Genomic DNA, 26,833 nt, shown 5'->3' with positions numbered 1-26,833 from the left:
GTCTAGAAAGCGCCGTCACAGGCGCTTTTATTTTTTATCAGACAAATTTTTGTTTTATGTGTTTATCGCAATTTTTCTTCATATTTTACGCGGTTTTCATCAGGCATCTTTTAGGGTATAAAGCAAGAGTGAATTTTGTTTTTGTTGTTTGTTGCGATTTTTCGCGTACAGGCCTTGTTTCCTGCTAGAGTTGTGGTTAACCTTGTTTGAATATGTGATCTGGCGAGGCAAGGATGTGCTTGTGTGAGTCTCTTTTCTATCTGATTGCTCCCTATGTTAAAGCCTGCGACACAAAAACCCTTTGAACTGACGCCAAGCTATACTGCTGATGTGGTTCTTCCTCTGCATCCTTGTTGTTGTAACAGCCGCATGACAGAAAAGATGGTGTTAATTGGTGCCTCAACAGGGGGAACTGAGGCAATTAAAGCGGTATTGACTGCGTTGCCTGCTCAATTTCCTCCTATCTTGATCGCACAACATATGCCGGAAGTATTCACCAAATCGTTCGCAGATCGACTCAATACGCAATGTGCATTGACGGTGAAAGAGGCAGAAGAGGGTGAAATGATCAAAGCAAACCATGTGTATATCGCACCTGGTTTTGCTCATTTGATGTTGCAGAAGCGTGGTATGCAATTTTTTGTTGCCCTGAGCCGTGGTAATGAGGTCAATCGTCATCGGCCTTCGGTGGATGTGCTATTTCGTTCGGGTGCTAACATGCTGGGTGCTGCAGCCATTGGTGTGATATTGACTGGGATGGGACGAGATGGCGCACGGGGACTGGCAGAGTTGCGCCAAACCGGCGCCTATACGATTGCCCAGAATGAAGCGTCTTGTGTGGTGTTTGGTATGCCAAAAGAAGCGATTGCCCTTGGTGGTGTAGCTGAAGTGTTATCGATTGAACACATTGCACCACGGTTATTAGGTTTATTGACACAGCAAACAGGTCATATTGCGAGATAAAGATGTCTAAGCCAACGCTACCCATTCTTGTTGTTGAAGATGATGATGCTTTGTTAGAAGCCATTGTCGATACTCTGCATTTAGCAGGATATGAAACTTTGACAGCAAAAGAGGGCAGGTCGGCGCTACATATTCTCAAACAACATAAAGTTGCTCTAGTCATATCAGATGCACAGATGCAGCCGATGGATGGCTACGCTTTATTTGCAGCATTAAAACAGAAAAATTTAGTGGTTCCATTTATCTTAATGACCGCATACGGTGAATTAGATAAAGCGGTGGAAATGTTGAGAGCTGGTGCCGCGCATTATTTACAAAAACCATTTGAACCGGATGTGCTGTTAGATGAAGTCGCTCGCTGTATTGGAAGAACGAGTGATGCGTCTGCTGCCATCAATCAGGTTGAGGCAGCAACGGGCATCATTGCCGAATCCAAAGTAATGAAAGCGTTGTTGGCTCTGTTAGGTAAGGTTGCGCTCAGTGATGCCAGCGTGTTTTTACATGGTGAAAGTGGTGTTGGAAAAGAAGTGTTAGCGCGCTTTCTGCATCAGCATTCGCCACGGGCAACAGGCCCATTTGTTGCCGTCAACTGTGCGGCAATTCCTGAGCACCTGTTAGAATCCACTTTATTTGGACACGAAAAAGGCGCATTTACTGGTGCCAGCCAGAGTTTTGTAGGCAAATTTGAACAGGCTCAAGGTGGTACACTGTTGCTGGATGAAATCAGCGAGATGCCGTTGCAACTTCAAGCAAAATTACTGAGAGTTTTGCAAGAGCGAGAACTAGAACGCTTAGGGAGTCAGCGCGCAATCCGCTTGGATATTCGAGTCATTTCAACCAGTAATCGCCACATTGAAGAAGAAGTGGCTGCAGGTCGATTTCGAGAAGATTTATACTTTCGTTTAAATGTCTTTCCCGTTTCTATCCCGCCTTTGCGAGAAAGAAAAGAAGATATTTTGCCTTTGGCCAAAGCTTTTTTATCTGGCACAGGACATGCTTGGTCTTTATCGGCAGATGCTGCGCATTGTTTGACTGCCCATGCGTGGGACGGTAACATCCGCGAGTTACAAAACGTGATGCAGAGAGCATGTGTGCTTGCATCGGGTGGTGTGATTCATGCGGCTGATCTGATGTTGGTGAATAAGGAAAACAAAATATCAGCTTTGCGGTCTGGGTCAGAGACAGCGCAATCAGACATTCGTAGCTTGGAGCGGCAACATATCCTTGATACCCTATCTTCTGTGGGTGGCGTCAAAAAACTTGCAGCTCAACGCTTAGGGATTAGCGAACGGACGTTGCGCTACAAATTGCAAAGATATCGGATGGACGATACAGAGGAAACAGCGCTTTCTTCTTCTGCCTTAACCCCCCCTGATAGCTCGCTTTCACATTGAGGAATACATTATGAGCACGCAAGGTATTGACCAATTACTTGGCGAGTTACGCGCGGTTTCCGCGCTAGCGACAAATAAACCAGCAACCCCCATCGCCGGTCAGGAATCTGTTTCTGGCGTTGACTTTTCTGATGTGCTGGGCTCTGCACTGAAAGATGTGAACAGCTTGCAACAAGCCTCTCAATCGTTACAGAAGAAATTTGAGCTAGGCGATGAAACTGTCAATCTGCATGATGTAATGATTTCTTTACAAAAGGCCAGCTTGTCATTCCAGACCATGGTGCAAGTGCGTAATAAATTGGTCTCTGCTTATCAGGAAGTGATGAACACACAAATATAATCGTGTTTTCGTATGATAATACGACCTTGTGCCTGTGCTGAGTGTAATCTCAGTACGGCAGGACTCAACGTGCAAAAAATTCCCTGATGATATGGCTGAACTGGCAGAGCAAAATTCGATGACCCTGCAAACACGGATCCGTGAAGCGGTTGAGAGATACAAAACCCTCCCTTCCAATAAAAAAATACTGCTTTTTGCAGGGCTTGCTGCAATCGTGGCAATCATCATTGCATTGGTGTTATGGAATAAACAACCTGCATATAAAGTCCTGTTTAGCAACATTTCTGATAAAGATGGCGGTCAAATTACCGCTGCGCTCCAACAAATGAACGTGCCCTATCAGCTTGGGCCTGGTGGAGTGATTTCGGTGCCAACCGAAAACGTCTATGAAACACGCTTAAAACTTGCTTCCCAAGGTTTGCCCAAGGCAAGTGGCGCTGGCTTTGAACTGATGGATAACCAAAAATTTGGTATCAGCCAGTTTGCGGAACAAATTAACTATCAACGTGCAATTGAAGGTGAACTGGCTCGTACGATTGAATCACTCAACGTTGTTGAATCTGCGCGTGTGCACCTTGCCATCCCAAAAAACAGCGTGTTTTTGCGTGAACAACAAAAACCGACTGCTTCTATCATGGTGTCGCTGTTCCCTGGTCGGGTGCTCGATGCAGGTCAAATCTCTGGTGTGATTAATTTGGTGTCTTCCAGTGTTCCCGGATTACCTGCTAAAAACATTACCATCGTTGATCAGGAAGGCAATTTACTATCCAATTTGTCAGATATTAACAACGACAATTCTGGTTTAAATAAACGCCAACTCGCCTATGTTAGACAAATAGAGCAAGATTTTGTTAAGCGTATCCAAACCATCCTAGAACCCATTTTTGGTAAGGAAAATGTTCGTGCTGAGGTGACGGCGGCGGTCGATTTCTCTGAAGTTGAACAAACTGCCGAAATTTATACACCGAATTCGCCACCCAATCAGTCTGCCATTCGTAGCCAACAAACGGCTGAAAGTGTAAAACGCGAAACTGATCAAGTCGGTGGTGTCCCCGGTGCGTTGGCTAACCAACCGCCTAATGCAGCTGCTGCGCCAATTCAGCTTCCCCCTGGCACTCAAGCTGGTTTGTTACCTGGTGGTCAGCAGGCTGGTAATACCCCTCCTGTGGCGTCTAATCGGGAAACGACAACGAATTTTGAAGTTGACCGGACTATTCAACATACCAAATCGCCTGTAGGAACAGTGAAACGCTTATCTGCAGCGGTGGTGGTTAACTACAAACGTCAGGTGGATGCTGAAGGTAATGCCAAATTTGTTCCCTTAAGTGCCAATGAACTGCAACAAATCAATAATCTTGTTCGTGAAGCAATGGGCTATAGCCAAGATCGTGGCGACTCTTTGAACGTGGTCAACACCGCTTTTGCAGAGAATTTAGAAACCCAAACCTTACAAGATCGCTTTATTACCTATGCCACAGAGAATGCAGAAAGTCTGATCAAATATGCCTTGGTCGGTCTATTGTTACTGTATCTCCTGTTGTGGATTGTTCGTCCAATCGTGCGCGATATTCTTAATCCGCCGCCGCCTTTACCTGGCATGGAGGGGGCTGAAGAAGCTGGGGCTGCACCGAAAGATGAAATTACCGGTGAACCACTGGATGAACGTGAAATCCAACGACGTCTATATGAGGCCAACCTTGAGGCTGCACGTCAAATCGTGAGAAATGATCCACGGATGGCGGCACAAATCATTAAAGAATGGGTGAGTGGCGATGAGTGATGCCGGTGTTCGTCGTAGTGCAGTATTACTGTTTAGTTTGGGGCAAACTGATGCCGTCGAGGTTTTTAAATACCTCGGTCCAAAAGAAGTGCAAAAAATCAGTACTGTGATGACTCAAATCTCTAACTTGAGCTTTGATGAAATCGATCTAGCAGTAAATCTGTTCCGTGAAGAAGCGCAAATGCGTGCTTCTGTCGGTGCATCTGACGAATATCTACGCAATGTGTTGACAGAAGCACTTGGTGAAGACAAGGCTGCCAATCTGCTTGATAAGATCATGCAGGGTAATGACCATGCGGGTATTGAGAGCCTGAAATGGATGGATCCATCGAATGCAGCAGATCTGATTCGTAATGAACACCCTCAGATTATTGCAACCATTCTTGTGCACTTAGAACCAGACCAGACCAGTGCAATCCTGCAGCATTTCACAGAGCGTTTGCGTAATGATGTTCTCTTGCGGATTGCCACCTTGGAAGGCGTACAACCACAAGCCCTGCGTGAATTGAATGAGGTATTGACTCAGTTGTTGTCTGGCTCTGATCGCGTCAAGAAAAGCGCAATGGGTGGCGAACAGCTTACTGCTGAAATTCTTAACTTCTTGGGCAGTGGTGTTGAGACATCGGCCTTGGGTGCTATCCGCGAGTACGATCCGGAATTGGCTCAGCGAATCCAAGACAAGATGTTTGTGTTCGAAAACCTTATCGAATTGGACAACCGCTCGATTCAGGTCATCATGCGCGAGATTTCGTCCGAATCTCTTATCATTGCGCTTAAAGGTACCAGTCAGGAACTCAAAGAAAAAATCTTCAAGAATATGTCTCAGCGTGCTGCTGAAATGCTGAAGGATGACTTCGAAGCCAAAGGGCCAGTTAAAGTGTCTGAGGTTGAAGCAGAGCAGAAAGAGATTCTGAAAATTGTGCGCAAATTGGCCGATGAAGGCCAGATTGTGTTGACGAAGGCTGGAGAGGAAGGCGTTGTCGAGTAAGATTATTTCTGCCCAAGAAGGTGTCCAGTGGACGCCTTGGGCCTTATCGCCTTTACATCAACTTGAAGAGGCTGTTGCCACCACATCGACTACGACCAGTGAAGGTGTGTCTGATGCCACGACCTCAGAATACGCCTCGGATTCTTCTACTGTAGAAGAAGATTCAGATCCGGTTGTTGTCGAAACCGTTGAGATCGAACCCGCTCGCATTTATCCCACTGCCGCAGAAATTGAAGCTATTCATCAAGAAGCCTTTCAAGCGGGTTTTGAGGCTGGTAAAACGGCAGGATTTGAGGCCGGCCATAAAGAAGGGTGGCAAGCTGGTCATACTCAGGCAAGCACGGAGTTCAATCAGGCTTATGAACAGTTTCTTGATATTCAACAGCGTTTGCAAGTTTCTGTGACCGATGTTGACCAGAGTATTGCGCCTGCATTGTTGCAGCTGGCCTTATCCTGTGCACAAAAGATCGTTGCTTCACACATTCAAATCAAACAAGATGCTGTGTTAGATGTTTTAAAACAAGCGCTTTCTACCTTACCTGACTCGATTCAACAGGCTAAGTTACGGCTCCATCCAGATGATATTGAAGTGATGAAACACTATCTGAGTGAAGAGCGCTTGTCTCAATCATGGCAATTGATTCCCGATCCTGCGTTAGATCGTGGTGGATGCCTACTCGATAGCCCTGTGCTGAGCATTGACTTATCCTTACAACAACGCTGGCAAGCGTTGTCTAATGCTTTGGGAACTGGCAATGTCAGCGCCAATTAAACCATGGCTGGATTATCTTTCTCTATGCCAACAGACGATTACACATTCTCCGTTATGGTTGATTAAAGGCCGACTTACACGGGTGACTGGTATGGTGATGGAGGCGGTTGGCGTCCGTTTGCCGGTAGGGAGTGCTTGTGTCGTTGAATTACCTGAAGGACGACATGTTGAGGCAGAAGTCGTAGGTTTTTCAGCAGATAATATGTATCTTATGCCAGTGTCGAATGTTCAAGGTTTGGTTCCAGGCACTGCTGTTGCGCCATTACGTCCCTATCATCCACCACGCTATGGCCAGCAAAATGTGGCAGTTTGCCCACAGGGGCCATATGGCCGACAAGTTCCGGTAGGACATAAGTTACTTGGGCGAATTCTCGACTCACTTGGCCGCCCCCTTGATGACGCCGGCCCGCTAGAGCCAGATGATTTCTATCCCTTGTACAGTCAACCCATTAACCCTCTTGATCGCACACCTGTACGAGATGTGTTGGATGTCGGCGTTCGTGCGATCAATGGTTTACTAACCGTGGGACGTGGCCAGCGTTTAGGCTTATTTGCCGGTTCTGGTGTGGGTAAATCGGTGTTGCTTGGCATGATGGCGCGTTTTACCAAAGCTGATGTGGTCGTAGTGGGCTTGATCGGTGAGCGGGGGCGCGAGGTAAAAGACTTTATTGAAGAAATTCTTGGAGAAGAAGGGTTAGCACGTTCGGTTGTGGTGGCAGCACCAGCGGACATGCCACCGCTGATGCGACTGCATGGCGCCGCCTATGCGACAGCTTTGGCAGAGTATTTCCGTGACCAAGGCTTAGATGTCTTATTGTTGATGGATTCAGTCACTCGATATGCCATGGCACAACGTGAAATTGCCCTAGCGATTGGTGAACCACCCGTGACTAAAGGTTATCCCCCCTCTGTATTTGCGAAATTGCCACAACTGATCGAAAGAGCGGGTAATGGTAAAGCAGGGGGTGGTTCGATTACTGGCTTCTACACCGTGTTATCTGAAGGTGATGATCAGCAAGATCCTGTTGCTGATTCGGCCCGAGCTATCCTAGATGGACACTTTGTCTTATCTAGGCAAATTGCTGAGTCGGGTGTTTATCCTGCAATTGATATTGAACAATCGATTAGTCGGGTGATGAATGACATTGTGTCTCGCGATCAGCTGCAAGCCGCCCGCTACTTTAAACAGCTTTACTCACGTTACTTGCGCAATCGTGATTTAATCAACGTTGGTGCCTATATGAGCGGCTCTGATCCAATGTTAGATAAGGCGATTCAGTTGCATCCGGTGATGCAAGAGTTTTTAATGCAAGAAATGCGGCAATCGCATGACTATCAGGAAAGTATTGGCAATCTGTTTCAACTGGTGAATGGAGCCAACTGATGCCACCTGTCAGCAAGTACCAACTTCTGATTCGTTTGGCACAAGAAAAACTTGATGCTGCAGCGAATCGTATGGGAATGGCACAACAGAGCTTGTCCACCGCGCAACGTAAGTTACAACAAGTTGAATCATTTTTAGCCGAGTACCGTAACCGTCGTATAGAACGGGGTGCGGTTGGGATTGGCGTGGCCCAGTGGTTGGATTACCAACGTTTCTTAGAGCGTTTGGAATCTGCGGTGGAAGTCCAACTACAAGAAGTGAAAACGTGTGAAGTGATATATGCAGAGACACGAGACCAATGGCAGACTGCCCGCCAACATCTCAAAGCAATGGAAACTTTACATACTGCAGAGCAACAACGGTTGTTGCAGCAACAAATGCGGCGTGAGCAAAAACAGACTGATGAATTGGCAACGCGCGCCTTTACTGTGCGTTCGCTTTCTCAGTAACCAATTTCGTGAAAAGAGCATGGTGCAAAAGTTGCTTTATCTTGTCACTTGTCTCTTTCTTCTCAGGAGCTGATTATGGCGATTACTGTCGTCAGCAGTGCACCCTCTGTCCCGGACACATCCACAGCTTTAGTGCCGTCAGGTCAAGCAACTGATAGTGCGGATGTGTTTTCCAAACTTTTGCAGGTTAATACTGAATTGGCAATGCAAAATGAGGAAATGCAAACTGTTGAACCTTCCTCTTCTACAATATTCCCTGCATCTAAAACAAATAAAACCAAGGGTACGGACTTTGATAAACAAGAAAATTCTTCTTTAGATCAAAAAAAAGAATCTGAGGATGCTGAGGCTTTATTGGAGAGTTTACTTGCTTTAAACGCTTCCTCAAGCATCCGTACTGATCTGGCGACGTCAAGAGTGGCTCAAGGTGAAATTAAGATAACAAAATCGTCTGATAAAGAATCCACCTCCTCAGATGATCTCGAGCTTAATCCGGAAACCGAACCGAAGCTATTTGCGCCTTTGCCAGTTGCTATTCAGTCTAATACCAAGTTAACACCAACAGAACTCACCATTGATCAAGATGTTCCTATAGAAAGCTCTCCCCTTGGTGAGACTATCTCCGCAAAATCAGTTCGTCCTGATCGCTTGCTTGAACTGGGCAAAAATTTGCCGGTGGTTGACACTTCTTTGCCGGCATTTGCCGATGAAACTGCTTCTACCCCTGTTGCTCCGAATGTCGTGACGTCATTGCTGACGCCCCAAGAAAAACCTCACATGCAGTCATCAGAAGCAGCCAAGGTCTTACACGTTCACACCCCGATGTCTCCTGATCCAAAATGGGGTAAGGAATTAGGCCAAAATCTATTGATGATGGTCAATACCAAGATGGATGTGGCTCAGATGCAGGTGAATCCACCCAATTTAGGGCCTATCGAAGTTTCTCTCCGCTTGCATCAAGATCAAGCGAGCGTTCTATTTGTTGCAGCAACACCACAAGCTAAAGATACCTTAGAACAACACTTACCACGTTTAGCAGCGATGCTGGCAGATAATGGTATTCAATTGAATGGTGCTCAAGTGTCTTCTGGTGACTCTCAAGAGCGTCAAGCAGCCCAGATGGCTTTTATGCAACAAAATCAATCGTCTCGCCAAGATGAATCTGCACCCAAATTCTCTGTTCATGGTATGCCGACTGCTGCCCCTGTTTCTCCGCCTGTGACACCTGCTCCAGCGAAATCTGTTGATGGTGATGATCAACTGAGTGTTTACGCGTAATGTTCGGAACCCCTGCTTTTGGGGTAATATCCGGTGGCAGCTGATATTGAGGGCCTTTGTTGTGAACAAACGGCCCTCTCTCTAGAATGTCCTCTGCTATTTAGCAAAGGTACATTTTGTGTTGTGAAGAGTGGCCTTTTAAAATTCTGTTTCAAATTGCATGGGTAAAGTTATGTCAGAAGAAAAAGCACCTAGCGGTAATAAAAAAACAATGGTCATTCTGGTTGCAGGCTTATTAGTTGTCGTTTTAGCGCTGGCTGGCGCCGTTGCCTATCTCTTTTTAGGTAAAAAAGAAGAAGGTCATGGGGGAGCCGCTCCAAAGAAAGCCTCTGAACTGCCGGTCTTCGAAAAAATTGATACGTTTGTGGTGAATTTGGCCGGTAGCGGTGGCATGCTGCAAATTGAGTTTCAAGCAGAACTTGCCGACGGTGGCCATGCTCAAGTGCTTAAAGCCTATATGCCAAAAATTCGCAGTGCACTGATTATGTTGCTTTCATCAAAAACCAGTGAAGAACTGGCGACACCAGAAGGCAAAGCAAAATTAAAAAATCAGATTCGCCAAGTGATTAATGAGTCTGTGTCAGATTCTGGTCTTTCTGCACCAGTGACTGGCGTGGTTTTCACCTCTTTCATTGTTCAGAATCAGTAACGGGCGAATATGGCAGACGATATTCTCTCCCAGGAAGAAGTTGATGCCCTGCTGCGCGGGGTCACTGGGGATGACAATGATGACGAGGCGAGACTGGGGGGAACCCCAGTACGCAACTATGATATTGGTCGTCAAGAGCGCATTGTTCGTGGCCGGATGCCAACCTTGGAGATTATTAACGAGCGTTTCGCTCGTAATCTTCGGATTGGTCTATTTAACTTTATCCGCCGTAATGCAGAAATTTCTGTAGGTCCGGTTAAAGTACAAAAATATAGTGAATTTATTCGTAATCTTGTTGTACCTACTAACCTTAACCTGTGCCATGTCAAACCCCTGCGCGGGACTGCACTGCTAATTTTCGACCCCGATTTAGTCTTCTTGATTGTCGATAATTTGTTTGGTTCGGATGGTCGTTATCATGTGCGGGTTGAAGGCCGTGATTTTACGGCAACTGAACAACGAATTATTCGTCGTCTTTTAGATGTTGTCTTTTTGGAATATCAAAAAGCATGGCAGCCAGTATATGAAATAGAATTCAATTACATCCGTTCAGAAATGAACACACAGTTTGCTAACATCGCAACACCGACGGAAGTGGTCGTTTCGATGACATTCCGAATCGAACTGGGTGCCGGCGGTGGTGATTTCCACGTTTGTATGCCATATTCGATGGTCGAGCCCATTCGGGACTTATTATCGAGTACGATGGCTGCTGACCGTACCGAGGTGGACAACCGGTGGGTAAATCTGTTATCTCGCCAAGTACAAACAGCAGCGGTGGAATTAGTTGCTAACTTGGCTGAAACAGAAATTACGCTGCGTGACATTCTGACCTTAAAAGAAGGCGATATTATTCCACTAGAAATACCAGAAACGATTGTCGCCGATGTTTCGGGTATTCCCGTTTTACAGTGTAAATATGGTGTTGTGGGTGGGCAGTATGCGCTGAAGGTGGATCGGGTACTTGCTGGTGCACAAGAAATCAGTGATGTCAGCAGCCTAGGAAGCGATGCTATTTAAACTTGGATGGCGTGTCGGGTGACCTAAATAACAGTCACTGCCAAGGCCAATTTTTTGTGGGTAATTTAAAATGAGTGACGAACCAGTAAGTATGGATGATTGGGCAGCCGCAATGGCGGAACAACAGGAATCAACTGATTCCGATCACGAATCTGCTCCTGCAGAGCCTGCTCAATCTGGGCCCACTTTGGCCACTGGCCTGTTCCAAGAGCTTGCCCCTTCTGATCCGATAACCGCTGCAGGCGGTAATCTGGATATGATTCTCGATATTCCCGTTAATATGACGGTTGAACTGGGTAGAACAAAAATTGCCATCCGTAACTTGTTGCAATTGGCTCAAGGCTCAGTGGTTGAATTAGATGGTATGGCTGGTGAACCAATGGACGTGTTGGTCAATGGCTGTTTGATTGCTCAAGGTGAAGTGGTGGTGGTAAACGATAAATTTGGTATTCGTTTAACCGATATTATTACACCTGCTGAACGTTTACGTCGGTTACAGAAGTGATACAGACCGTTGTGTGTTGGTTTAACAGAGCGCTGTCCTTTGTGGCAGCGCTTCTGTTTACATCTTTCTCTTCTATTGTCCTAGCACAAGAGAGTGCACCTACCTCATCGTTGCTCACCTCTCCCATGTCACAGTTCGCCCAAGCGGCTTTTGGCCTATTATTTGTACTCGGCCTGATTTTCTTGATGGCATGGGCACTTAAAAAGCTTGGTGGTCAATCTGCATTTGGTCTGCCTGCCCATGCTAAGGTCGTGGGCCATGTCATGGTAGGACCGCGTGAGCGGGTTGTGATTGTTGAGATAGACCAATCTTGGTTGGTGCTAGGGGTGGCGCAGGGATCAGTGAATGTCCTGCACACTCTACCGCGTCCTGCCGACGCAGATACTATTGTTCCGGTTTCTTTTGCCGAGCGTTTCCGTACTGCGCTTACTCATATCAAAGGGCCTGCTTCTCATGCCCAAGATCAGAATCGTTCTTCCCATGAATAAAAAAGCATGGTTGTTCTGTTTACCCTTACTGTTTGGGTTAGCTGAATTCGTTTTTGCGACACCTTCATTTCCTCTGATGAATAGCACTCCCACTGCAGGCGGTGGGACAAACTATTCATTATCATTGCAAATGTTGGTGTTTATCACTGCATTAGGATTTATCCCTGCAGCGATATTGATGATGACTTCTTTTACTCGTATTGTCATTGTGCTTGCTTTACTGCGACAAGCCCTAGGGACAATGCAATCACCACCAAATCAGGTTTTATTGGGATTAGCATTGTTTCTAACTTTTTTTATCATGGCACCTGTGTTTGATGACGCCTATAAAAATGCTTGGCAGCCGTTTGCTGAAGATAAAATGACTATGGATCAGGCTTTTGAGCGAGGAAGTAAACCATTTAAAGAGTTTATGATGAGACAAACTCGAGAAAAAGATTTAGAGTTTTTTATTGAAATTTCTCGTAGTCCAAAACCCAATGGACCAGAAGATATTAGTTTAAAAACCTTAGTACCTGCTTTCGTGATCAGTGAAATCAAAACTGCTTTTCAAATTGGTTTTCTTGTTTTTATTCCATTTTTAATTATTGACTTAGTTGTAGCAACAGTCTTGATGTCAATGGGTATGATGATGGTTTCGCCAATTATTATCTCACTCCCTTTTAAGCTAATGCTATTTGTGCTAGTGGATGGGTGGACTCTATTGATGGGGTCTTTGGTACAAAGCTTTTATGTTTCATAGGAAAAACCATGAGTCCAGAGCTGGCCATTAATCTAATTCAGAATGCGCTGTTTATCTTAATTATTGTTTCAGCACCATTGCTTGCTGTGGCGCTAGTCATCGGCCTTTTGGTCAGCGTGTTGCAAGCAGCAACCCAGATTAACGAAATGACCTTAACTTTTATTCCAAAGTTGTTGGCTATGTTCGTGGTGCTTATTTTAGCCGGTCCTTGGATGCTGCGGACAATGATGGAATTTACCGTGCGTTTAATTAGCGGTATTCCAAATATGATTGGTTAAATGAAAGCCAAAATATGGGTATGGTAGAAATCTCTGATACAGAGATTGCATTACTGTTATCAGGCTTTTTTTGGCCATTCTGCCGTATCGCCGGTTTTATTATGGTCGATCCGTTTTTTGGGACACGAACAATTCCTCGACAAGTTCGTGTTGCTACTGCCATTGCATTAACGATTATTATTGCACCGCTATTACCTGCGATGCCAGAAGCACCGGTTATTTCCGCTGAGGGGCTCGCTAATATTTTCTATCAAGTCATTATTGGTGCCGCAATGGGCATGGTGATGCGATTGGTAATTGCTGCGGTAGAAATGGCTGGCATGCTGATGAGCATGCAAATGGGTTTGGGTTTCGCCATGTTTTTTGATCCACAATTCGGTGCACAAGTCCCCGCGCTTTCTCGATTTTTATCCACTTTTGTCTTCTTACTTTTTTTGGCGATGGATGGCCATTTGGTTTTAATCTCTGCGCTGGTCGATAGTTTTCGCATATTGCCTGTTGGTTTAGAGTCGATTCCTAAAGCCAGTTTCAAAGTGTTAGCTGAATGGGGAGCTAACATATTTTCCCTAGGGTTTTTATTGTCTATTCCCGTTGTGGGTGCATTACTGATTACTAACTTGGCGATTGGTGTGATGACTCGTGCTGCACCACAGTTCAACATTTTTACCTTTGGTTTCCCCTTAACACTGACAATTGGCTTTATTGCTTTATATTTCTCTATACCAGCATTCGCTCATGTCATTGGTGAAATTTATGAGCAAAATATTCAGGCAATGCTGCAATTGCTCTCAACAATAAAAACGCCTTAACAACTTCGTTAAGGCGTTATCAACACAGTTTTTTTAGAATAAGCTGTTGTGCTCGGGGGCTTTGCATTCGTGAGTTTGTAATATTTGCCCTTGCTGGTCAACAGATTCTAAACGCACATCAAACCCCCATAATCTGCAAACATGCTTTAATACTTCGTCGGTGGTTTTTCCCAATGGCCGTCTTTGATGCATAAAATGGCGTAAAGTTAAACTACGGTCCCCGCGTAGATTAACCGACCATACCTGAATATTAGGCTCTCTCGAACCTAAATTATATTGTTCAGATAGCGTACGACGAATCTCAGCATACCCTGGTTCATCGTGAATAGCAGGGATGAGAAGTTTATCGTCTTTATCATCATCTCTCACGGCAAATAATCTAAAATCACGAATGACCTTTGGTGAAAGGTATTGTGAGATAAAACTCTCGTCTTTGAAATTGCGCATGGCAAATTCAATACTCTCACGCCAATCTTGGCCAACTAAATCGGGAAACCATGCCCTATCTTCATCTGTTGGCTCACGACAAATCCGACAAATATCTTGATACATAGCAAATCCAAGCGCATAGGGATTGATACCTGAATACCAGTGACTATGTACCGGTGGTTGTAGTACAACGTTGGTGTGTGATTGCAGAAATTCCATCATAAAACCATCCGTCACCAACTGTTTTTCGTAGAGTCGGTTTAGAATAGTGTGGTGCCAAAAGGTTGCCCACCCTTCATTCATGACCTGGGTTTGGCGTTGTGGATAAAAATACTGGGCGATTTTTCGCACAATTCGAATGACTTCGCGTTGCCAAGGTTCTAATAAGGGCGCTGATTTTTCAATGAAATAAAGGATATTTTCCTGTGGTTCTGTAGGAAAACGAGCTGGAGCATTGATCTCGGTATCTGTATTTCGTCGCGGAATGGTACGCCACAAATCGTTTACCTGCAGCTGTAAATAATGCTCGCGCTCACTTTGGCGGATTTTTTCTTTTGCCAATGACAATTTTTGTGGCCGCTTGTAGCGATCGACACCATAATTCATCAAGGCATGGCATGAATCTAATAGATCCTCAACTGCATCAATGCCATACATTCGCTCGCAATCAGCAAGGTAATTTTTTGCGAAAACTAAATAATCAATGATTGCTTCTGCGTCTGTCCAAGTTCTGAATAAATAATTGCCTTTAAAAAAACTGTTATGGCCATAAGCCGCATGTGCTGTGACCAATGCTTGCATCATCATGGAATTTTCTTCCATCAGATAAGCGATACAAGGATTAGAGTTAATCACAATTTCATAGGCCAAACCCATTTGCCCACGTTTATAACTTTTTTCTGTTGCAACAAATTGTTTGCCAAATGACCAATGATGGTAGTTGACTGGCATTCCAACAGAAGAGTAGGCGTCCATCATCTGTTCTGCTGTGATGATTTCGAGTTGCACTGGATAAATATCAAGATGATATTCACCACAGGCAACTTTCATAATTTCTCGGTCGTATTTTTCAATCAGATCAAAAGACCATTCTGACGAAGTTGAAATAGGGGTCGGTTTCATGGCCAGAAGTCCTTATCTTTTTCCGATACTGTTAGCTATGTAACAGTATGAGGTTGTTTTTTGAACAATTCACGGAAAACGGGATAAATATCTGCAGCAGTTTTTATTTTTTGCATCGCAAAGTGTTTAATCTGCTCTGCAACTTTTTGATATTCATGCCATAAGTTTTGTGGTTCTCCCTGTGTGATTTCAATATAAGCATAATACTGCACACAAGGTAAAATTTTCTCTAATAAAATAGAGCTACATTGACTAGAATCGCTGTCCCAGTTATCGCCATCCGAGGCTTGAGCAACATAAATATTCCAATCTTCAGTTGGATAGCGTTTTTGAATGATTTCTGAACATAATGTTAAGGCAGAAGACACCACTGTCCCACCTGATTCACGGGAGTGGAAGAAATCATGCTCAGAGACTTCTGTTGCACTGGTATGGTGTCGGATGAACACCAGCTCTATTTTTTCATATTGTTTTTCTAGGAAAAGATAAAGCAAAATAAAAAATCGTTTGGCAATATCTTTTTTATTTTCATCCATTGAGCCAGAGACATCCATGATACAAAACATCACTGCTTGACTGGTTGGAAAAGGCCGCTTAATACGGTTGTTATACCTTAAATCAAAAGGATCAATAAATGGGATGGTATACAGCCGGCTGCGTAAGTGACGGATTTTTTCTCGCAGGTCTTTTACTCTGAAAGACTGTTCGTCAGCCAGTTCAAGTAGTTCATCTAATTCTTCTTCGGCTTGTGTCAGTTCCGATAAAATAGGTGCTGATAGTGCAATACGCCGAGAAAGTGCCCCTCGCAATGAGCGAACAATATTGATATTGGTCGGCGTACCATCGTTAATAAAACCTGCCCGCACACTTTTCATTTCGTGCGTACCAAGCAACTGTGTTTTTACTAAGTTAGGTAAAGCAAGATCTTCAAAAAAGACTTTCATGAATTCTTCGCGGCTAAGTTCAAAGACAAAATCATCTTCTCCTTCGCCTTGATTGCTCGCTTTGCCGCCCCCACCACCGCCTCCTCCGCCTTGTGGTCGTGCAATACGATCACCCCGAATAAAATCTTGGTTGCCAGGGTGAATCATCTCTTTAATCCCTCCTGATCCATGTTGAAACACCGGTTCAGAAATATCTTTTGATGGAATAGAGATTTTCTCACCCGTTTGAATATCAGTGATGGCGCGTCCTTTTATCGCCTTTGCAACCGATTGTTTAATTTGTGCTTTAAAACGACGCAAAAAACGCTCACGGTTGACGGCTGACTTATTTTTTCCGTTTAAACGGCGGTCTATTAAATGGGCCATGGTCAACTCCAGATAAAATGAGGCAATGAGGACGCGCCAAAACTGCTTTAAGAAGATTTACGTACGCGGAGGTACCATTCACATAATAGCCGGACCTGTTTTGGTGTATAACCCTTGGTTACCATGCGATTGACAAAATCTTCGTGTTTTTTCACATCTTCTACGCTTGCCTTGCTATTAAAGCTAATCACAGGTAGCAGTTCTTCTGTATTCGAGAACATTTTCTTCTCGATAACCTGCCGTAATTTTTCGTAACTTGTCCAATGTGGATTTTGTCCAGCGTTGTTTGCGCGTGCTCGCAAAACAAAGTTAACGATCTCATTACGGAAGTCTTTTGGATTAGAAATCCCTGCTGGTTTTTCAATTTTCTCTAATTCGCTATTGAGCGAATTACGGTCGAAAATCTCTCCTGTGTCTGGGTCGCGATACTCTTGGTCTTGAATCCAGTAATCAGCAAAGGTGACATAGCGATCAAAGATATTTTGACCATACTCAGAGTAACTTTCTAGATACGCCTTTTGAATTTCTTTGCCAATAAATTCCACATATTTTGGCGCTAAGTATTCTTTCAAAAAGGTTAAATACTTTTGCTCCACTTCTTGTGGAAATTGCTCACGTTCAATTTGTTGTTCTAGCACATACAACAAATGGACAGGATTCGCTGCTACCTCGGCATGATCGAAGTTAAAAACACGCGACAAAATTTTGTAAGCGAAACGAGTGGATAAGCCAGTCATCCCCTCATCAACTCCAGCAAAATCCCGATACTCCTGAATTGACTTTGCTTTTGGGTCGGTATCTTTTAGGTTGTCTCCATCGTACACCAGCATTTTGCTAAATAAGTTTGAATTCTCCGGTTCTTTTAGCCGTGACAGAATGGCAAATTGCGCCATCATTTTTAAGGTGCCGGGGGCGCATGGAGCTTGGGTAAGTGAGGAGTGCCGAATCAGTTTTTCGTAAATCTTGATTTCATCACTGACGCGTAGGCAATAAGGCACTTTGACAATATAAATACGATCCAAAAAGGCTTCGTTATTTTTATTGTTACGGAATTGCTTCCATTCCGATTCATTCGAGTGTGCCAGAACAATCCCATCAAATGGAATCGCCCCAAATCCTTCAGTCCCTTTGAAATTACCTTCTTGTGTGGCTGTTAATAGGGGGTGTAACACCTTAATCGGTGCTTTGAACATTTCAACAAATTCAAGCAAACCTTGGTTGGCCAAGCACAGTCCACCTGAATAGCTATAGGCATCGGGGTCGTCTTGTGCATATTTTTCCAACTTACGGATATCGACTTTACCAACTAAAGACGAGATATCTTGGTTGTTTTCGTCCCCAGGTTCTGTTTTTGCAACGGCCAATTGTTTTAAAACCGAGGGGTAGCGTTTCACCACACGGAATTGATTGATGTCACCATTGAATTCGTGTAGTCGTTTGACTGCCCAAGGGCTGGGAATGGTGCGCAGGTAGCGGCGGGGAATACCATATTCCTCCTCCAATAAGGCACCGTCTTCTTGATCGCTAAATAAACCCAGTGGAGATTCATTGACTGGGCTACCTTTCAGACAATAGAACGGAACATGTTGGACTAACTCTTTTAGCTTTTCAGCAATTGAGGATTTACCACCACCGACTGGCCCGAGCAGATAAAGAATTTGTTTTTTCTCTTCTAAGCCTTGGGCTGCGTGCCGGAAATAGGCCACGACTTGTTCGATGGCTTCTTCCATGCCATAGAATTCGCGAAAAGCGGGATAGAGTTTGATGACTTTGTTGGCAAAGATGCGTGACAGGCGTGGGTCATTGCGTGTGTCGAGCAGCTCTGGTTGCCCAATGGCAGTCAACATCCGTTCTGCTGCAGTGGCGTACGCGCTGGGATCGTTTTTGCAAATCTCCAGATACTCCTGCAAGGAGAACTCTTCTTCACGCGACTTATCGTATCGGGCAGAGAAACGACTAAAGATATCGGCATTCATCATGGTGCTCCTTCGTAAGGCCAATGGGCGGTGTGATGTCAACGGGCCGCACTTTTGGTATAGCACAATAAATTTCGCCGACAGGCTAAAAAATGAATAAATTGTATGCTTTTAGATTTTTAGGGGCAAAAAACAGCAAGAGGCAGGAAAGATTGAGAGGAAACAGACCAGCTAATACTCAGTAATACGGTAATACTTCGACGATACTGACACCAATTTCATACAGATCGCCCCGTTCGAGTCGTTCGCACCGTTTGACTTCAACTCGTGCTCGTAGCGGTTCTGCTGCACGGCCACCGATGGATGGTGGCATCACAATCACTTCGAGTTGTTCTTCAAAACGAGGGACATACGTGCAAAACAACGCCATCCCTCCGGCACTGACATTAAAGCAGCGTGCTTCAAAAGTCTCTTGAGTCAACAACACACGCACTTGTGCTGGACAATGGGCAGGAACGCGAAGTTCCCCTCGGCGATCGCGATGGCGTTCAAAGGCGCTCACGTGCTAATGCTCCAGATAAAAAGGCATTTAACCAAAATAGGCCTGTGATGGTTTTGCTATCACTGATTGTGGCTTGTAGGGCGAGTTGTTGCAGTGTCTCGATGGGGTAACGTTTGACGTTCACAAACTCTCCCTCATCCAAATTTTGTCCGACCCACGTTAAGTCTTCTGCGACGAAATAAACGATTCGTTCATTGGAATAACCAATGCAGGGATGTGCTTCACCGAGGGCATACCACCTAGCGGCTTGATAGCCCGTTTCTTCTTGTAACTCTCGTTGTGCCGTGGCGAGTGGTGTTTCTCCCGCGTCGATTTTTCCGGCAGGGACTTCGAGAAAAGTACGGCGTAGGGGATAACGAAACTGCTCGACCAGCAAGACCGTATCTGGCGCAGGTAAGGCAAACACTGCCACGGCACCGGGATGTTCAATGTATTCGCGTTCAGCATGTTGACCATTGGGAAGCACGACCGTATCGCGTTTAAGGGTCAAAAAATGTCCTTGGGCAAGGATGGATGAAGTCAGCGTTTGTTCAGCGAGCTGCACGTTGCACCTTTCGACGATGCCATAAATACACGATAAACCCCCGCCACGCGATGATGACTAATAGATAACCGACAACGGCGAATGACAAACCCAAGGCCGGCAAGCCTACCAATAAAGCAGGGCCTAAAGAAACCGCCCAATCTACCATTTGTGCCAGCCAACTGCCAAATGTGGCGAGTGAAAAATCGGGTGCCATGCTGATATTGGCTTGTGTATCAGTGCCTAATAGCCATGCGCCATAGCGATAGGCTAATAGGTATAATGGTACGATAGTCAGTGGGTTGGTGTAGAGCGTCACAAATAAAGTAAGCGGTAAATTTGCTCGCAATAACAAGGCCATAACCCCACCGGTTAACATCTGTGTTGGCCCCGGCATCAGACCCGCGAACAAGCCAATTGCCACCGCCCGCGCCATATTGCGGCGGTGTAATGTCCAAAGATAATGGCCTGCTAACCAAGGCTGCATCCAGCGTAAATAGCGATTTTGTGAAATATGTTCTGCACTAGGAAGATTAGCTTTTAACCATTTGCGGGACATGAACTGTTTTCCTCTTGGCGCGTCGTAGCTCTGAAGTGGTGCCGTCACGCAGATTTTTCGATGTTGTTCAAGCCACTTTTTCGTTGCGTTGTTGCCATGCAACAAACAACCGTTCCAAACAATCGTTTGAAAAATCGTTGCGTTCTACAAAAAAGGGCGATACGCTTCACCCCGTTGCTTAACTGCTAACAGGACGACACAGTCCTGACCCACGGATCGGAGAAACATCATGCCTGCTTACAAAGCCCCCCTGCGCGATTTCGACTTTGTCCTCAACGAGTTGATTGAAGTCCAAAATATCATTCCAACCTTGCCTGGCTATGAAGAAGCCACTGCCGATGTATTTGCCTCTTATCTCGAGGCTGGCGCCAAGTTTTGTGAAAATGAATTAGCACCCATCAACCGCGCTGCCGACGAAGCCGGTTGTGTGTACGACCCTGCTACCAAATCGGTGACTACGCCTGCTGGTTTTAAAGAGGCCTATCAACAATTCTGCGAATTGGGCTTTACTGGCTTGGATTGTGATCCCGAATACGGCGGTCAAGGCATGCCAAAAACTCTCGGTTTCCCGATCATGGAAATGCAATGTTCTGCCAACGTTGCATGGTCGATGTACCCCGGTTTGAGTCATGGTGCCTACTCGGCTATCCATGCCCACGGTACCCCTGAACAAAAAGCCACTTATTTGCCTAAATTGGTTTCCGGTGAATGGACCGGCACCATGTGTTTGACCGAACCCCACTGCGGTACTGACTTGGGTTTATTAAAAACTCGCGCTGAACCTGCTGCAGATGGTAGCTATCTCATTACAGGGACCAAAATTTTTATCTCGGCAGGTGAACACGACCTATCCGATAACATCATTCACTTAGTATTGGCACGCTTGCCTGATTCCCCGAAAGATGTGAAAGGCATTTCGCTGTTTATTGTGCCGAAGTTTTTGATTAACGAAGATGGTTCGTTAGGTGAACGTAATCCGGTGACCTGTGGTGCACTGGAACATAAAATGGGTATTAAAGCCAACGCCACTGCGGTGATTAACTTGGATGGTGCTAAAGGCTATCTGATTGGTGAAGTGAACAAAGGTTTGGCATGTATGTTCACCATGATGAATGCCGCACGTTTAGGGTGTGGTATGCAGGGCTTAGGTTTGGGTGAAGCTGCTTTCCAAGGTGCCTTGGCATACGCTAAAGAGCGTTTGCAAATGCGTGCTTTGAATGGGCCAAAAGCACCAGAAAAAGCTGCTGATCCAATCATCGTTCATCCTGATGTCCGCCGTATGTTATTGACGCAAAAAGCATATACCGAAGCCGGCCGTGCCTTTACCGCCTTCTTGGCCTTGCAGTTAGACATTGAAGAAAAATCTCCCGATGCCGAAGCTCGCCAAGAGGCCGCAGATTTAGTGGCCTTGCTGACGCCAGTGGCAAAGGCTTTTATGACCGATAACGGTTATCTGGCAACCAATTTAGGGATGCAGGTGTTTGGTGGTCATGGTTTTATCCGCGAATGGGGGATGGAACAGTTGGTGCGTGATTGCCGTATCTCGCAAATTTATGAAGGTACCAACGGGATTCAAGCGATTGATTTGTTAGGCCGTAAGGTGTTGATGGATCAAGGGCAGAAATTGCGTAAATTTACTAAGCGCATCCACAAATTCTGCGAAGCAAACAGTGCCGACAGCCGCTTAATCCCATTCCTTGAGCCATTAAATGGTTTGAACAAGCAAATGGCTGAAATCACCATGCAAATTGGCATGGGGGCGATGATGAATAAAGATGAGGCTGGTGCGGCAGCCACAGATTATCTGCGTTTGGTGGGCCATCTGACGTATGGTTATTTCTGGGCATGGATGGCGAAAGTGGCGCTTGAGAAATTAGACGCTGGCAGCGCTGAGACTGGCTTCTATGAGGCGAAAGTGAAAACAGCACAGTTCTATTTCAGCAAGTTGTTCCCTGAAATTCATAGCTTGATTGTGACCTTGAAAGCAGGTGCTAAGCCGTTGATGGACTTAGAAGAAGATCACTTTGCTTTCTAATGTGTGATCTCTGTAGTGCAGTCAAATTGGGTGTGGCTCTACTTGAACAGCCTCTAGCGATAGAGGCTGTTTTTTTATTCCTCATGCCGTAAAACCTTGCCATTTATTACATCGCTACCACAATTTCCTTGGTACGTCACTATTGTGAGCATGGCGGTTTCAGCTGCTGCCGAGGCGCAAAACAATAGCTGATTGTTATTGAGGTTGATACAAGAAAAACGGGGCCGAACTGGCCCCGTTTCAAACTTCTCACAAGCCCCCGATTTTTCGGGGGTGTGCTTTTCTGATGCAGTCTGCTTCCACTAAGCGTTTTGGCGCGTTGTCATGGGAGTTTCGGTGCGCCGCTCACTTCAAATATCAGCGATTACAGCAAACCACGCACAGATTTCTTACGATCATGTTCATTCAGCAAGCGCTTACGAATACGGATCGATTGAGGTGTGATTTCAACCAGTTCATCATCATCGATAAACTCCACTGCCGATTCTAAAGTGAGTTTGATCGGTGTGGTCAAACGAACGGCTTCATCTGTTCCTGATGCGCGAACGTTGGTTAATTTCTTACCTTTAATTGGGTTCACAACCAAATCATTTTCACGGCTGTGAATCCCAATAATCATCCCTTCATACAACTTTTCACCCGGGCTAACAAACATCCGGCCACGGTCTTCTAAGTTCCACAAAGCATAAGCTACGGCTTCGCCGTTTTCTTGCGAAATCAACACGCCATTGTGACGGCCGGGCAAATCTGGTTTCACCGGACCGTAATCATCAAACACATGGCTCATCAAACCAGTACCGCGCGTCATGGTCAAGAAATCGGATTGGAAACCAATCAAACCACGGGCAGGAATATGGTATTCAAGACGTGTGCGGCCATTACCATCCGATTCCATATTGGTCAACTCACCACGGCGGCGACCAATTTCTTCCATCACTGCGCCTTGGTGGTTATCTTCCAAGTCGATGGTCAAGTTTTCGTATGGTTCGCATTTCTCGCCATTGATTTCTTTGTAAACCACACGTGGCTTACCGACGGCCATCTCAAAACCTTCACGGCGCATATTTTCTAACAGAATGGTCAGATGCAATTCGCCACGGCCAGACACACGGAAAATATCCGCGTCGCCAGTTTCTTCAACACGCAAAGCCACGTTGGTCAGCAATTCTTTTTGCAGACGATCACGGATTTGACGGCTGGTGACGAATTTACCTTCGGTACCGGCCAAAGGCGAGGTGTTGACCATGAAGTCCATCGTCAGCGTAGGTTCGTCCACCGACAACATTGGCAAGCCAACAGGCTGTTCACGGTCACAGATGGTGACACCAATCCCGATGTCTTCCACACCAGAGATGATGATAATGTCACCAGCCTCGGCTTGTTCGACAGGAACGCGTTCGAGGCCTTTGAAACCCAACACTTGGTTAATCCGGCCTTGTGCCACTTGGTCTTCGTGGTTCATCACCACCACGGCTTGACCGGGTTTGATGCGACCATTCAACACACGGCCCACGCCTAAGCGGCCAGTGTAGGTGGAATAATCCAAAGCAGAAATTTGCAGTTGTAACGGCGCTTCAGCATCACCAGGTGGGGTAGGCACATGCTCGAGAATCACCTCGAACAGCGGACGCATATCGGTTGATTCGTCTTCCAATTCGAGTTTGGCAAAACCATTGAGGCCAGAAGCATACACGATAGGGAAATCGAGCTGTTCATCGGTGGCGCCGAGTTTGTCGAACAGGTCGAAAGTTTGATCGACAACCCAGTCAGGACGCGCACCGGGACGGTCGATTTTGTTAATCACCACGATAGGGCGCAGACCCAAAGCCAAGGCTTTTTTCGTCACAAAACGGGTTTGTGGCATCGGGCCTTCTTGGGCATCGACCAACAGCAACACACCATCAACCATCCCCAACACCCGCTCAACCTCACCGCCAAAGTCGGCGTGTCCGGGGGTGTCCACGATATTGATATGCGTGCCTTGATATTCGATGGCAGTGTTCTTTGCCAGAATCGTGATACCCCGTTCTTTTTCGAGGTCGTTGCTGTCCATCACCCGTTCATCAACTTGTTGATGGTCACGGAAAGTGCCGGATTGGCGTAGCAGTTGGTCAACCAAAGTAGTTTTACCGTGGTCAACGTGAGCGATAATAGCGATATTGCGAAGGTTGCGAGACATGGAAGCTTCAGTGCGTTGAAAAATCGGCGAATTTTAGCACAGCGCTTTTCATCTCGTATGCAAGATTATGTTGCAACAAACAAAATCTAGTGTGGTAAAACCAAATATAAAACAATTGCCAACGAAAAAACCGACAAACTGTTGCCAATGAGCACAATCGATGCCACACGAGCCGGCTCTTGTTGATAGCGTTCCGCAACCAAGTAGTTCAACACCGCCGGCGGTAACACCGCAAACACCCACAGCAAAGCTTCTTGCATCGGTGGCAATGGAAAAGCCTGTAACCATAGTCCAGCCACCATCGCCCCCGACAACGGACACAAGATGCCGCCAATCACCCCGATTTTCCAATCGGCAAAAGAAATGCCAGCCATCCGTACCCCAAGCGCAAACAACATCAAGGGGATGGAAATATCTCCCAACATTTTCAGGGCGATTTGCAATGGTGCGGGAAGAGAGATTTGCCCCAAGCTGACCACCAAGCCAAGTATCGTGGCCAGAATCACGGGCTGTTTAAACAGGGCGAATAATTTGGTTTTGTGGTCTAACATCCACAGACCAAGCGAGAAGTGCAACACCATTTCAACTAAAAAGACAATCACCGCCCCCGGCAGCCATTGACTACCAAACGCCAACACCATCACTGGAATCCCCATATTGCCGGTGTTGTTGAACATCATGGGTGGGACGAAGGTACGCCAATCGAGCCCTAACAGGCGCGCCACCGGCCATGCCAATAGGCCAGAGCCTAATACAACAGCCGTTGCGGCAGCGGCGAGGGGCAAATAGGCCATCACATGAAAATCTTTACTCGCCAACGCAGCAAACACCAGCGCAGGCACGAATAAATCCATGTTCAGTTGGTTTGCTGCCAACATATCGGGGCGGCGGAAGCGGCCATACAAGGTGCCGATAGCAATAATCGACAACACAGGAAATAAAATTTCGAGAATTCTAAAAAACATGCCAAACTCACGTTTTGATGGGGAGGCTAGTTTGTTCTTTCACTTCCTCCATCACCACATAAGTGTGGGTTTCGCGCACATGCGGCAGCGAGCTCAACATATCGCCCAACAGCACACGAAATGCTTGAATATCGTTGACGCGGATCTTTAATAAGTAGTCAAAGCCACCCGCCACCATGTGACATTCCAGAATCTCGGGGATGGTTTGAACGGCGCGATTAAATTCTTCTAATACCTCAGAGCTGGTACTGGTCAGCGTGACCTCCAGATAAACCAACATCCCAGCGTCGAGCAGATGCGGATTGAGGCGGGTGACATAGTCGCGGATATACCCTTCCGACTCCAAACGCTTCACCCGCTCCAAACAGGGTGTGGGGCTCAGATGAACACGATCGGCTAAATCAACATTAGAAATTTTGGCGTTGTGTTGTAAGACAGCCAAAATTTTACGGTCGATCAGATCGAGGGGTTTTTTATTTCGATTTCGCTTCATGGTTTTTTCACTGAGTTAGAGCTAAGGTACAGAAGTTATCGCTAGTTGTTTGCCATGCTTTTAGCATTATATGCTTTTTTCCCTGTCTTTACACGAATGTTGCAACGCGAAAAGTTTTAGTATCTACAAAAAAGCAAAAAACTAGATTTTTATCTTGCGATTTTGTCTTAATATGGTCTGATATATTGCATTACATCGAATATTATTGTCAAAAATCTCGAATTCGATGGAGCATCAAAATCATGTCTTTTCCAACGCTTGCCCTACCCCAAACCCCAAGCCGTCATGCCATCACCGCCGCATGGCGACGCGATGAAGGCGAATGTGTTCGCAGTCTGTTGAGCCAAGCCGATATTCCCGCTGGTGAGATTAAAGGGATCCAAGCGTTGGCGAAAAAACTGGTGAGCGATGTCCGCCATAAACGGACCCGCGCCAGCGGCGTCGATGCACTGATGCATGAATTTTCACTGTCGAGTCAAGAAGGGGTGGCCTTGATGTGCTTGGCCGAAGCCCTGTTGCGAATTCCCGATCAAGCGACTGCCGACAAGTTAATTCGCGACAAAATTTCTAAAGGCGATTGGGGCGCCCACTTGGGCCAGAGCCAATCGTTATTTGTGAATGCAGCCACATGGGGGTTGGTGATTACGGGTAAGCTGGTCAATACCCATAACGAAGCCGGACTCTCCCATTCCTTATCGCGCCTGATTGCCAAAGGTGGGGAACCGCTGATTCGCAAAGGGGTTGACTTGGCAATGCGGATGCTGGGCAAGCAATTTGTCACTGGTGAGACCATTGACGAGGCGCTGGCCAATGGCCGCGAGCGTGAAGCCCGAGGTTATCGTTTTAGTTACGATATGCTTGGCGAAGCCGCCATGACCGAAGCCGATGCTCAGCGTTATAT

General features: G+C 46.0%; 26 protein-coding genes and 1 pseudogene. 18 read left to right on the top strand and 9 right to left on the bottom strand.

What is annotated here, in order from left to right:
- Positions 1 to 273 precede the first annotated feature (273 nt).
- From ACTBZS_RS07295 to fliR, 16 genes are all read left to right on the top strand, one after another.
- Complete coding sequence (locus ACTBZS_RS07295) at positions 274 to 963, top strand: CheB methylesterase domain-containing protein (protein WP_463043709.1); 690 nt, start codon at positions 274 to 276, stop codon at positions 961 to 963.
- Between the two features lie 2 nt (positions 964 to 965).
- The gene (locus ACTBZS_RS07290) at positions 966 to 2,357 is read left to right on the top strand and encodes a sigma-54-dependent transcriptional regulator (protein WP_463043708.1); all 1,392 of its coding nucleotides are present in this window, start codon (positions 966 to 968) and stop codon (positions 2,355 to 2,357) included.
- A 10-nt stretch (positions 2,358 to 2,367) separates the two neighbouring features.
- Positions 2,368 to 2,697 carry a flagellar hook-basal body complex protein FliE gene (gene fliE / locus ACTBZS_RS07285; RefSeq protein ID WP_463043707.1) on the top strand — a complete coding sequence of 110 codons (330 nt, stop codon included), beginning with the start codon at positions 2,368 to 2,370 and terminating at the stop codon, positions 2,695 to 2,697.
- Between the two features lie 91 nt (positions 2,698 to 2,788).
- Positions 2,789 to 4,477 carry a flagellar basal-body MS-ring/collar protein FliF gene (gene fliF, locus ACTBZS_RS07280; RefSeq protein ID WP_463043711.1) on the top strand — a complete coding sequence of 563 codons (1,689 nt, stop codon included), beginning with the start codon at positions 2,789 to 2,791 and terminating at the stop codon, positions 4,475 to 4,477.
- Positions 4,470 to 5,465 (top strand): flagellar motor switch protein FliG, encoded by a 996-nt coding sequence (gene fliG / locus ACTBZS_RS07275; protein WP_460429458.1) that lies wholly within the window; start codon positions 4,470 to 4,472, stop codon positions 5,463 to 5,465. The genes fliF and fliG overlap by 8 nt, the downstream gene beginning before the upstream one ends.
- Positions 5,455 to 6,237 (top strand): flagellar assembly protein FliH, encoded by a 783-nt coding sequence (locus tag ACTBZS_RS07270; protein WP_463043706.1) that lies wholly within the window; start codon positions 5,455 to 5,457, stop codon positions 6,235 to 6,237. The genes fliG and ACTBZS_RS07270 overlap by 11 nt, the downstream gene beginning before the upstream one ends.
- Positions 6,221 to 7,621 (top strand): flagellar protein export ATPase FliI, encoded by a 1,401-nt coding sequence (gene fliI / locus ACTBZS_RS07265; protein ID WP_460429460.1) that lies wholly within the window; start codon positions 6,221 to 6,223, stop codon positions 7,619 to 7,621. The genes ACTBZS_RS07270 and fliI overlap by 17 nt, the downstream gene beginning before the upstream one ends.
- Positions 7,621 to 8,070, top strand: a complete 450-nt coding sequence (gene fliJ / locus ACTBZS_RS07260; protein WP_460429461.1) for a flagellar export protein FliJ — start codon at positions 7,621 to 7,623, stop codon at positions 8,068 to 8,070. The genes fliI and fliJ overlap by 1 nt, the downstream gene beginning before the upstream one ends.
- A 75-nt stretch (positions 8,071 to 8,145) precedes the next feature.
- Positions 8,146 to 9,348 (top strand): flagellar hook-length control protein FliK, encoded by a 1,203-nt coding sequence (locus ACTBZS_RS07255; RefSeq protein ID WP_463043705.1) that lies wholly within the window; start codon positions 8,146 to 8,148, stop codon positions 9,346 to 9,348.
- A 172-nt stretch (positions 9,349 to 9,520) separates the two neighbouring features.
- Positions 9,521 to 9,997, top strand: a complete 477-nt coding sequence (locus ACTBZS_RS07250; protein ID WP_245556743.1) for a flagellar basal body-associated FliL family protein — start codon at positions 9,521 to 9,523, stop codon at positions 9,995 to 9,997.
- 9 nt (positions 9,998 to 10,006) lie between these two features.
- Entirely contained in the window at positions 10,007 to 11,017 is a 1,011-nt protein-coding gene (gene fliM / locus ACTBZS_RS07245) for a flagellar motor switch protein FliM (RefSeq protein ID WP_022653130.1), read from the top strand.
- 70 nt (positions 11,018 to 11,087) lie between these two features.
- Complete coding sequence (gene fliN / locus ACTBZS_RS07240) at positions 11,088 to 11,522, top strand: flagellar motor switch protein FliN (RefSeq protein ID WP_022653131.1); 435 nt, start codon at positions 11,088 to 11,090, stop codon at positions 11,520 to 11,522.
- 125 nt (positions 11,523 to 11,647) lie between these two features.
- Positions 11,648 to 12,010, top strand: coding sequence for a flagellar biosynthetic protein FliO (gene fliO / locus ACTBZS_RS07235; protein WP_460429464.1), 363 nt, complete (start codon positions 11,648 to 11,650; stop codon positions 12,008 to 12,010).
- Positions 12,003 to 12,752 (top strand): flagellar type III secretion system pore protein FliP, encoded by a 750-nt coding sequence (gene fliP / locus ACTBZS_RS07230; protein WP_463043704.1) that lies wholly within the window; start codon positions 12,003 to 12,005, stop codon positions 12,750 to 12,752. The genes fliO and fliP overlap by 8 nt, the downstream gene beginning before the upstream one ends.
- An 8-nt stretch (positions 12,753 to 12,760) precedes the next feature.
- The gene (gene fliQ, locus ACTBZS_RS07225) at positions 12,761 to 13,030 is read left to right on the top strand and encodes a flagellar biosynthesis protein FliQ (protein WP_022653135.1); all 270 of its coding nucleotides are present in this window, start codon (positions 12,761 to 12,763) and stop codon (positions 13,028 to 13,030) included.
- 14 nt (positions 13,031 to 13,044) lie between these two features.
- Complete coding sequence (fliR, locus tag ACTBZS_RS07220; RefSeq protein WP_460429466.1) at positions 13,045 to 13,839, top strand: flagellar biosynthetic protein FliR; 795 nt, start codon at positions 13,045 to 13,047, stop codon at positions 13,837 to 13,839.
- Positions 13,840 to 13,872: 33 nt separating this feature from the next.
- Here the strand turns inward: fliR and ACTBZS_RS07215 are convergent, their stop codons facing one another.
- The 6 genes from ACTBZS_RS07215 to ACTBZS_RS07190 all read right to left on the bottom strand — a co-directional run bounded on the left by ACTBZS_RS07215 (position 13,873) and on the right by ACTBZS_RS07190 (position 20,260).
- On the bottom strand, positions 13,873 to 15,390 hold the full coding sequence (locus tag ACTBZS_RS07215) for a SpoVR family protein (RefSeq protein ID WP_463043703.1): 1,518 nt from the start codon (positions 15,388 to 15,390) through the stop codon (positions 13,873 to 13,875).
- A gap of 35 nt (positions 15,391 to 15,425) precedes the next feature.
- Positions 15,426 to 16,700 carry a YeaH/YhbH family protein gene (locus ACTBZS_RS07210; protein WP_460429468.1) on the bottom strand — a complete coding sequence of 425 codons (1,275 nt, stop codon included), beginning with the start codon at positions 16,698 to 16,700 and terminating at the stop codon, positions 15,426 to 15,428.
- A gap of 47 nt (positions 16,701 to 16,747) precedes the next feature.
- Positions 16,748 to 18,676 carry a PrkA family serine protein kinase gene (locus ACTBZS_RS07205; protein WP_463043710.1) on the bottom strand — a complete coding sequence of 643 codons (1,929 nt, stop codon included), beginning with the start codon at positions 18,674 to 18,676 and terminating at the stop codon, positions 16,748 to 16,750.
- Between the two features lie 178 nt (positions 18,677 to 18,854).
- A complete protein-coding gene (locus ACTBZS_RS07200) occupies positions 18,855 to 19,178 on the bottom strand; it encodes a PilZ domain-containing protein (protein ID WP_460429469.1) in 324 nt (107 codons plus the stop codon).
- Positions 19,165 to 19,722 (bottom strand): NUDIX domain-containing protein, encoded by a 558-nt coding sequence (locus ACTBZS_RS07195; RefSeq protein ID WP_463043702.1) that lies wholly within the window; start codon positions 19,720 to 19,722, stop codon positions 19,165 to 19,167. The genes ACTBZS_RS07200 and ACTBZS_RS07195 overlap by 14 nt, the downstream gene beginning before the upstream one ends.
- On the bottom strand, positions 19,709 to 20,260 hold the full coding sequence (locus tag ACTBZS_RS07190) for a DUF2062 domain-containing protein (RefSeq protein WP_022653143.1): 552 nt from the start codon (positions 20,258 to 20,260) through the stop codon (positions 19,709 to 19,711). Before ACTBZS_RS07190 ends, ACTBZS_RS07195 begins: the two co-directional genes overlap by 14 nt.
- A 229-nt stretch (positions 20,261 to 20,489) precedes the next feature.
- Here ACTBZS_RS07190 and ACTBZS_RS07185 point away from each other — a divergent pair, with 229 nt between their 5' ends.
- Positions 20,490 to 22,295, top strand: coding sequence for an acyl-CoA dehydrogenase C-terminal domain-containing protein (locus ACTBZS_RS07185; protein ID WP_463043701.1), 1,806 nt, complete (start codon positions 20,490 to 20,492; stop codon positions 22,293 to 22,295).
- Between the two features lie 364 nt (positions 22,296 to 22,659).
- On the opposite strand, the gene typA is transcribed toward ACTBZS_RS07185, so the two are convergent.
- From typA to ACTBZS_RS07170, 3 genes are all read right to left on the bottom strand, one after another.
- Positions 22,660 to 24,474 (bottom strand): translational GTPase TypA, encoded by a 1,815-nt coding sequence (typA, locus tag ACTBZS_RS07180; RefSeq protein ID WP_460429507.1) that lies wholly within the window; start codon positions 24,472 to 24,474, stop codon positions 22,660 to 22,662.
- Positions 24,475 to 24,560: 86 nt separating this feature from the next.
- The gene (locus ACTBZS_RS07175) at positions 24,561 to 25,439 is read right to left on the bottom strand and encodes an AEC family transporter (RefSeq protein WP_463043700.1); all 879 of its coding nucleotides are present in this window, start codon (positions 25,437 to 25,439) and stop codon (positions 24,561 to 24,563) included.
- Positions 25,440 to 25,446: 7 nt separating this feature from the next.
- Positions 25,447 to 25,932, bottom strand: coding sequence for an Lrp/AsnC ligand binding domain-containing protein (locus ACTBZS_RS07170; RefSeq protein WP_460429505.1), 486 nt, complete (start codon positions 25,930 to 25,932; stop codon positions 25,447 to 25,449).
- A 242-nt stretch (positions 25,933 to 26,174) separates the two neighbouring features.
- On the opposite strand from ACTBZS_RS07170, the pseudogene ACTBZS_RS07165 reads away from it, so the two are divergent.
- Positions 26,175 to 26,833: pseudogene (locus ACTBZS_RS07165) on the top strand (trifunctional transcriptional regulator/proline dehydrogenase/L-glutamate gamma-semialdehyde dehydrogenase); the annotation flags it as partial.

It is taken from the genome of Aquaspirillum sp. (assembly GCF_055136605.1).
The sequence above is the reverse complement of the archived record's forward strand: the minus strand, read 5'-3'. Positions and strand labels throughout refer to the sequence as shown.